2 protein-coding genes and 1 pseudogene are annotated in these 6,903 nt (G+C 66.2%); 2 read left to right on the top strand and 1 reads right to left on the bottom strand.

Annotated features, from left to right (window positions below):
• On the top strand, positions 1–5,211 hold a 5,211-nt coding region (locus BST12_RS28105), incomplete at its 5' end, for a type I polyketide synthase (RefSeq protein WP_083116453.1).
• Positions 5,204–6,574, top strand: coding sequence for a cytochrome P450 (locus tag BST12_RS28100; RefSeq protein ID WP_083116452.1), 1,371 nt, complete (start codon positions 5,204–5,206; stop codon positions 6,572–6,574). The genes BST12_RS28105 and BST12_RS28100, both read left to right, overlap by 8 nt.
• A 35-nt stretch (positions 6,575–6,609) precedes the next feature.
• On the opposite strand, the pseudogene BST12_RS32390 reads toward BST12_RS28100, so the two are convergent.
• Positions 6,610–6,903: pseudogene (locus tag BST12_RS32390) on the bottom strand (type I polyketide synthase); the annotation flags it as partial.

Below are 6,903 nucleotides of genomic sequence, written 5' to 3'. Positions count from 1 at the left end.
ACGCGTCGTGCGGGGGTGTCGTCGTTTGGGATTAGTGGCACTAATGCGCATGTGATTGTGGAGCAGGCTCCGGTGCTGGACGGTGTTGTGGGGCAGGGTGTTTCACCGGAGAGTTTGCCGGTTTCGTCGGTTTCGTCGGGTGGGCCGGTGGCGTGGGTGGTGTCGGGGAAGTCGGAGCGGGCGTTGGTGGTGCAGGCGCGGCGGTTGTTGGAGTTTGTGGCCGCTGATGAGGGGTTGTCGGTGGTTGATGTGGGGGTGTCGTTGGCGGGGCGGTCGGCTTTTGAGTATCGGGGTGTGGTGGTGGGGGCAGATCGCGGGCAGTTGGTGGCGGGGTTGGCGGAGTTGGCCGCTGGACAGCCCGGTAGTCGTGTGGTGGTGGGGCGGGCTGGTGTGGTGGGCAAGACGGTGATGGTGTTTCCCGGGCAGGGTGCTCAGTGGGTGGGCATGGGCCGCGAATTGTTGGACAGCTCGGCGGCTTTCGCCGAGCAGATGCGGTTGTGTGATGAGGCGTTGGCTGAGTTTGTGCAGTGGTCGCTGCTGGAGGTGATTCGGGGGGCGGCGGGGGCGCCGGGGTTGGACCGGGTGGATGTGGTGCAGCCGGTGTTGTGGGCGGTGATGGTGTCATTGGCGCGGTTGTGGGAGTCAGTGGGAGTCAAACCGGATGCGGTGGTGGGGCATTCGCAGGGCGAGATCGCAGCGGCGTGTGTGGCCGGGGTGTTGTCGTTGCGGGATGCGGCGTTGGTGGTTGCGACACGAAGCCGGTTGCTGGTCGAGTTGGCCGGTAGCGGTGGGATGGTGTCGCTGGCGTGCGGGGTGGAGCGGGCCCAGGACTTGATCGCCGAGTTTGGCCAGAGCCTCAGTATTGCTGTGGTCAACGGGGTTTCGGCGGTGGTGATCGCCGGTGCTGACTCAGCTTTGGAGCGGTTGGTGGCTCGGTGCGCGGACGAGGACATTCGGGCCCGCCGTATTGAGGTTGACTATGCCTCGCATTCAGCGCAGGTGGAGCCGGTTGGGCCGGGTTTGGTGCAGGCGCTGTCGGACATTGAACCGCGCTCGTCCGCGGTGGTGTTCGTTTCGACGGTGACCGGTGCGCCATGCGAGGGCGCACAGCTGACTCCCGAGTACTGGTTTGCCAATTTGCGTCAGACCGTGCGGTTGGATCAGGCGCTGGATTGGTGTCGTGAACAGGGTTACGGGGCGTTCGTCGAAGTGAGTCCGCATCCGGTGCTAAGCGCCGCTGTCGAGGACAGCGTCGCCGGCGCGGTGGTAGTGCCGACGTTGGGCCGCAACGAGGGCGCGCTGGAGCGGTTTTGGTTGTCGGTGGGCCAGGCCTACGTCAACGGTGTGAGGGTGGATTGGCCGGGCGTGTTGGCCGGGTGTGGTCGGCGGGTGGGGTTGCCGACGTATGGGTTTGTGCGGCAGCGGTTTTGGCTGAACCCCGCTGCACGCGGTGGTGATGTGAGCGCGGTGGGTCAAACCGGGGCGCAGCACGGGTTGCTGGGTGCGCTCATTGAGCAGCCTGATTCTGGTGGGGTGGTGTTGACCGGGCGTCTGTCGATATCGGCTCAGCCGTGGTTGGCCGATCACGTGGTCGGCGGGGCGGCGTTGTTCCCCGGGGCGGGGTTTGCCGAGTTGGCCATCCGCGCCGGTGACCAGGTGGGCTGCGGGCTGGTGCAGGAGTTGGTGTTGGCGGCGCCCCTGGCGCTGCCGGAAAAGGCCGGTGTCGCGGTGCAAGTCAGCGTCGGGGGCGCCGACGAGTCCGGTCGGCGTGCGGTGACGGTGTACTCGCGCACAGATCTCGCCGAGGCGTCGTGGGTGCTGCACGCCCAGGGCACACTCGCCCCGGCGATATCGCAGCCGGAGACGGATTTGTCGGCGTGGCCACCAGTCGGGGCGGAAAGTGTCGACATCACCGGCGTCTATCAGCAGTTGGCGGAGCGCGGCTACGAATACGGGCCGGCATTTCAGGGTTTGCGGGCCGTGTGGCGCCGCGGACAGGATTTGTTCGCCGAGGTGATCGCGCCCGAGGGGGTGGATGTGGCCGCGATGGGGATCCATCCGGTGCTGTTGGATGCCGCCCTGCATGCCGTGGTTTCGGTTGGGCGTTGGGGCACCCCGGATGTGGGGGTGGTGCTGCCGTACTGCTGGCAGCGGGTATGTCTGCATGGTGCCGGCGCCCGGCAATTGCGGGTGCGGATAACTCCCAGCGGTCAGGACACGCTGGCCGTCGAGCTTGCCGATGGCGCCGGGTTACCGGTGTTGTCGGTGGGATCGCTGTTGACCCGTCAGATCAGCGGCGGTCAGTTGCAGAGCGCGGCCTGCGGTAGACGTGCGGACGGGTTGCTGGAGCTGGCGTGGTCGCCAATCACACTGGATACCAACGTGGTTGAGGACGTCGCGGTGCTGGAGTGGCGCGACTTCGTCAGCGCGGCCAGCGCCGGCCCCGGCGACACCGCTGCGACGGTCGTGGTGTGGCACTGGGCCGCCGCCCCTGCCGTCGCCGTGGTGGGCTCGGTGTATGCGGGCACGCACTCGGTGCTCGAGGTGTTGCAAACCTGGCTCGCCACCGAACGGGCCGGGGTGTTGGTCGTCCAGACCTGTGGCGCGGTTGGGCGACCGGGCGAGCCGGTGACCGACCCGGCCGGTGCCGCGATTTGGGGCTTGGTGCGCTCGGCTCAGACGGAGAACCCGGGGCGGATCATGCTCGTCGACGCCGATGCGCCGGTGGAGGTGGCGGCGTTGGTCGCCCTGGCTGAACCTCAGCTGATAGTGCGCGCGGGCACCAGCTATGCCGGCCGGCTGACCCCGGTGGAACCGGCGCTGGCGCTGCCGGATGCGGACTGGCAGTTGACCGCCGGGGCGGGCTGCACCTTTGCCGAGGTGGCGCTGCAGCCGCGCCCGCACGGGCGGGCGGCTCTGGGAGAGGGGCAGGTGCGGGTGGCCCTGGCCGCCGTCGGGGTCAACTTCCGGGATGTGCTGGTGGCTTTGGGGATGGTTCCCGGCCAAGCGCCGGTGCTCGGTCTCGAGGGGGCCGGGGTGGTCGTCGAAGTCGGCGCGGGAGTCAACGGGTTGACCGTGGGTGATTCGGTGCTGGGTTTGGTGGACGGGGCCGGTGCGCAGGTGGTGGTTGATCAGCAGATGGTGGTCAAGATCCCGTCGGGATGGTCGTTGCCGCAGGCAGCCAGTGTGCCCGCGGTGTTCTTGACCGCGTGGTACGGGCTGATGGATCTGGCCGGGTTGGGTCCGGGGGAGATGGTGTTGGTGCATACCGCCACCGGCGGGGTGGGTATGGCCGCGGTGCAGCTGGCCCAGTTGTGGGGGGCGCAGGTGTTTGTCACCGCCAGCCGGGGCAAGTGGGACACGTTGCGCGCCATGGGATTCGACGACGACCATATCGCCGATTCGCGCACCCTCGATTTCGAGGAGAAGTTCTTGGCGGCTACCGGCGGCCGCGGGTTCGATGTGGTGCTGAACTCGCTTGCCGGGGAGTTCACCGATGCCTCATTGCGGCTGCTGAGTCCGGGTGGTCGGTTTATCGAGATGGGCAAGACCGATATCCGCGATGGGCAGCTCATTGCAGCGCACTATCCCGGGGTGCGGTACCGGGCTTTCGATCTTGTCGAGGCCGGCCCGCGCCGGATCGGGCAGATGCTGGGCGAGTTGGTGGAATTGTTCGAGTCGCAACGGCTGTGGCCGTTGCCGGTGCGGACGTGGGATGTCCGTTGCGCTCGACAGGCGTACCGGTTTGTCAGCCAGGCCCGCCATCTTGGCAAAGTGGTCCTGACGGCACCGGGGTTGCTCACCGAGCGGTTGGCGGCGGGCACGGTGTTGATCACCGGGGGCACCGGGATGGTCGGTGCGGTGTTGGCCCGTCACCTCGTAATGCGTTACAGGGTAAGGCATCTGGTGTTGGTCAGCCGGGCCGGGCGGGAGGCCGCGGGAGTGGGCGAGCTGACGGCCGAGCTGGCCCAGCACGGTGCCCGCGTGGAGGCGGTGGCCTGTGATGTGGGCGACGCCGACGCGGTGGCGGCGTTGGTCGCGCACGTGCAGGCACAGGGCCCGCCGTTGGTGGGAGTGATTCATGCCGCGGGAAGCCTGGACGATGCCGTGATCGGGTCGTTGACGCCGGAACGGGTGGATACGGTGTTGCGGGCCAAGGTCGATGGCGCATGGAATCTGCATGCGGCCACCGCTGATCTGGATCTGCCAATGTTCGTGTTGTGTTCGTCGATGGCCGGTCTGGTGGGCACCGCGGGCCAGGCCAATTATGCGGCAGCGAACGCATTCTTGGACGCTTTGGCAACTACGCGGCGAGCCCAGGGGCTGGCGGGTATCTCGCTGCAGTGGGGATTGTGGGAACAAGCCAGCGGGATGACCGGACACCTGGACCGTGGCGATGTGGCCCGGCTGAGCCGGGTCGGTGTGTCCGCCCTGACCGGTGAGCAAGCCGTCGAACTGTTCGACGCCGCACTGATCAACGGCGCTGCCACCGTCGTGACCACTCGCCTCAACCACAACACGCTGGCCAACCCGGCACTCAATGCGGATCTGCCGGCGCTGTTCAACGAGCTCGTCACACGCCGGTCCGTCCGTCGGCGCGTCGAGAATACCCCGCCCGAATCCCGGCCGCTCCTGACGCAACGCCTGCACGGCCTCAATCCCGATCAGCAATACGAGCTGGTGGTGCAGCTGGTCTGCGGCCAGGCCGCGCTCGTGCTGGGACATCCCAGTCCCGACGACGTCACCCCCGAAACCACCTTCCAGGAGCTGGGATTCGATTCATTGACCGCGGTGGAACTGCGCAACCGGCTCAACACCGCCACCGGACTCACTCTGCAACCCACCCTTGTCTTCGATTTCCCGACCCCCGCCACACTGACTCAACATCTCAATCAACAACTCAGGGCCGACAACCACGATGCGTCCGGTGATGGCGGACAGGTGATTGCCGAAACCGATCCGGAAGAGATCTGGTCGGCGCTGCGAACGATCACGATCGATGATCTCAAAGACGCTGGCCTGCTTGACAAGTTGCTGCTGATGGCCACGGAAAGGGCCACGCCGAGAACCGATCGAAAGGATCGCGAAGGGATGAACCGGCAAAGTGACCAGAAAGATCTCGAAGGCATGATCGATGCGCTGAGTCCTGAAGAACTGATCGCGCTCGCACTCCCGGGGCCCTCCGAAGTGGCAGGTTCTGACCGTGCTTGATACCGACACCGGCACCGACATCGCGGCCTTGCCGCTGACGCCGAGAAACCCGTTGTCGGTCAAGGAACAGGTGGCGGCGATCGCCCAGTGTCACGGTGGCATCGAACGACTGCGCGATACCGGCGGAAAGATCACCCGGCTGAAACTGGGCCCCAAATGGCTGTTCCCGGAGATAGTCCTGGTTACCTCTCCGCAAGCCGCACGCGACGTGCTCAGCGCTTCGGGGTCGTGGACCGATGTGACGCTGTTCCAGGACGAGTTGTGTGCACTGCTCGGACCCGCGCTCCTTGCGCTCCGGCACAAAAACTGGCGGCCGCGGCGGCGCGCACTGCAACCGGCCTTCACCAAATCGCAGGTTCGCGCCTTCGGCGGTCATATGGCACAAGCCGCTGAAACAATCGCTGCCACTTGGCAAAACGCTGAAGAGATCGATCTTGAGGCAGAGTGCCGCCAGCTCACCATGCGCGCGCTGGGCCGCTCAATACTGGGTCTCGATCTCGAGGAGCACACCGAAGCCATCGATGAGCCGCTGCGTGTCGTGCTGGGCTACGTCACCCAGCGGGCAACCAAACCCGTCCGGCCGCCACGATGGCTACCCACTCGTGCACGCCGCCGGGCGGTCGCCGCCAAGAACACCCTGCATGGCCTCGCCAAGGCGATCCTGCAGGCCTGCCGGGAAGACCCCGGCCGCGACGCGCCCCTGGTACACGCGTTGATGGCAGCCAGCGATCCCGACACCGGGCGCAAGCTGTCCGATAAGGAGATCCACGCCGAACTCGTCGTCTTCATCTATGCCGGACACGACACCACGGCGATGGCACTTACCTGCACACTGTGGGCGCTCGGCCGCTACCCCGATATCCAGGAGCGGGTTCGCGCCGAAGCTGCCGCAATCGGTGACCGGCAGTTGACGCCTGACGACGTGTCGGGGCTGGGCTACACGATCCGGGTAATTCAGGAGGCCTTGCGGCTATGCCCGCCTACCGCAAGCGTTGCGCGCGTGGCCACCAAAGACATTGAGGTGGCCGGCTATCGTGTCGAGGCCGGCACCATGTGCAGTGTCGGGATTTATGCCTTGCACCGGGATCCCGAAATATGGGATCGCGCACAAGAATTCGACCCTGACCGCTTCAGTGCGGAGAACTCGGCCGGCCGCGACCGCTGGCAATACATTCCGTTCGGCGCCGGGCCGCGCTCTTGCATCGGCAACCACTTCGCGATGCTCGAAGCTACGTTAGCCGTCGCGACGATCATCCGCAGCCACGAAATCATCTCCGTCAGTGAGGATTTCCCGCTCATTGTGCCCTACAGCACCGACCCGGCTCCGCCGGCGCGGGTGCAAGTACGAGCACGTAGGGGCTAATCGCCTGGCGCCAGCCTGACGCCGGCTTGGTCTGTTCAGTCCTCGTCCAGCACCAGGTTGACCAGGTCATCGAGGTCCATCTCGGGGACGGCAACCTCGTGGTCGTTGCGGGTCTGGTTGCGGGCCTGGGGGCCCTGACCCGCCATCTCCAACAGCAGGTCCAGCACCCCTTCGGTTCTGAGCCGGCTGACCGGGATGGAGGCGATCAGACGCTGAATCTCAGCATCTCTCATATCGGTTGGGCCGCAGGTGTTTTCCTCGCTCGGCAGCAACATCTGGCCGAGTTGGTTTGCGATGGCGGTGGGGGTGGGGTGATCGAAGATCAGGGT

The organism is Mycobacterium angelicum (assembly GCF_002086155.1).
GTDB classification, from domain to species: Bacteria; Actinomycetota; Actinomycetes; order Mycobacteriales; family Mycobacteriaceae; genus Mycobacterium; species Mycobacterium angelicum.
This window is presented reverse-complemented; position numbering and strand designations above follow the sequence as displayed.